Source organism: Planktothrix serta PCC 8927 (assembly GCF_900010725.2).
In the GTDB taxonomy this organism is placed as follows: domain Bacteria; phylum Cyanobacteriota; class Cyanobacteriia; order Cyanobacteriales; family Microcoleaceae; genus Planktothrix; species Planktothrix serta.
Genome location: NZ_LR734950.1, coordinates 1 through 301 on the forward strand (window position 1 = coordinate 1; position 301 = coordinate 301).

The window sequence follows — 301 nt, forward strand, 5'->3', positions numbered from 1 at the left end:
AAAAAAACTTTCCCCAAAGGGGTTGACAAACCCGTGAAGGTTAGATACATTGGTAAATGCGCTTGAGAGACGAAAGAAACGAGAGCGCAGCCGAACCTAGAAAAAAGAATACGTTTGAAAGTCGAATTAACGAAATCCTAGTCAAAAAACTAAGAGAGAAATCAGTTGTAAAACTGAAGACTCCCAAAAAATAACATGACTAGCAAGTCTAGTCAAGATGAAGAGCTAACAGATTCTTCAAAATGGAGAGTTTGATCCTGGCTCAGGATGAACGCTGGCGGTCTGCTTAACACATGCAAGT

Annotated in this window: 1 rRNA gene; it reads left to right on the forward strand. The window is 40.2% G+C overall.

What is annotated here, in order from left to right:
- Positions 1–239: 239 nt before the first annotated feature.
- A 16S ribosomal RNA gene (locus tag PL8927_RS27780) occupies positions 240–301 on the forward strand; the annotation flags it as partial.